The following is a 506-nucleotide window of genomic DNA, read 5'->3' as shown; positions in this document are numbered from 1 at the left end:
CTTAACTCGTCCACATACGCAGAAAAAGCCTCGTATGGGAATTCAGTATCTGTTGCTTCTACCGCTTCCGGTGGACAGTAAGATACGCCACACTCAGCACTCTGTGTACCTGGGTTGACCACGAATACTCGAATGTTGGTTCCGTCTGCTTGCTGTGCCAGCAGGTTAGCGAAGTGCGATTGCGCAGTTTCTGTAATAGTAATTGTATTAGACACGATAAATACCTGAGTAATTCTGTAGGTTATTAATGGTATTCTACTCCGTTAGATTTTTTTTTCAAACATGTAATAGCAATGAACCATTAACGCTATTTATTTGATAATCACAAATGTGACACGACAGTCAAAATACACAGATGAACATGTAATTGTCACGAAATGGGCTTTGATGCCCTGCAAATACAGTAAACATCGATTCGCTTCACACCCTGCTCTCTTAGCAGCAAGCACACCTCTGCCACCGTACTTCCCGTAGTCACCACATCGTCCACCAGCGCAATGTGAGGC

At 43.7% G+C, this 506-nt stretch carries 1 protein-coding gene and 1 pseudogene; both read right to left on the bottom strand.

Going from position 1 to position 506, the window contains the following annotated elements:
* Window positions 1-215 (bottom strand): annotated as a pseudogene (locus AB4585_RS23580) (Fe-S biogenesis protein NfuA); the annotation flags it as partial.
* Window positions 216-370: 155 nt separating this feature from the next.
* The coding region (locus AB4585_RS23575; RefSeq protein WP_372171197.1) for a ComF family protein at window positions 371-506 on the bottom strand (136 nt) is incomplete at its 5' end.

Source organism: Vibrio sp. 10N.222.49.C9 (assembly GCF_041474985.1).
Lineage (GTDB): Bacteria > Pseudomonadota > Gammaproteobacteria > Enterobacterales > Vibrionaceae > Vibrio > Vibrio crassostreae_C.
The sequence above is the reverse complement of the archived record's forward strand: the minus strand, read 5'-3'. Positions and strand labels throughout refer to the sequence as shown.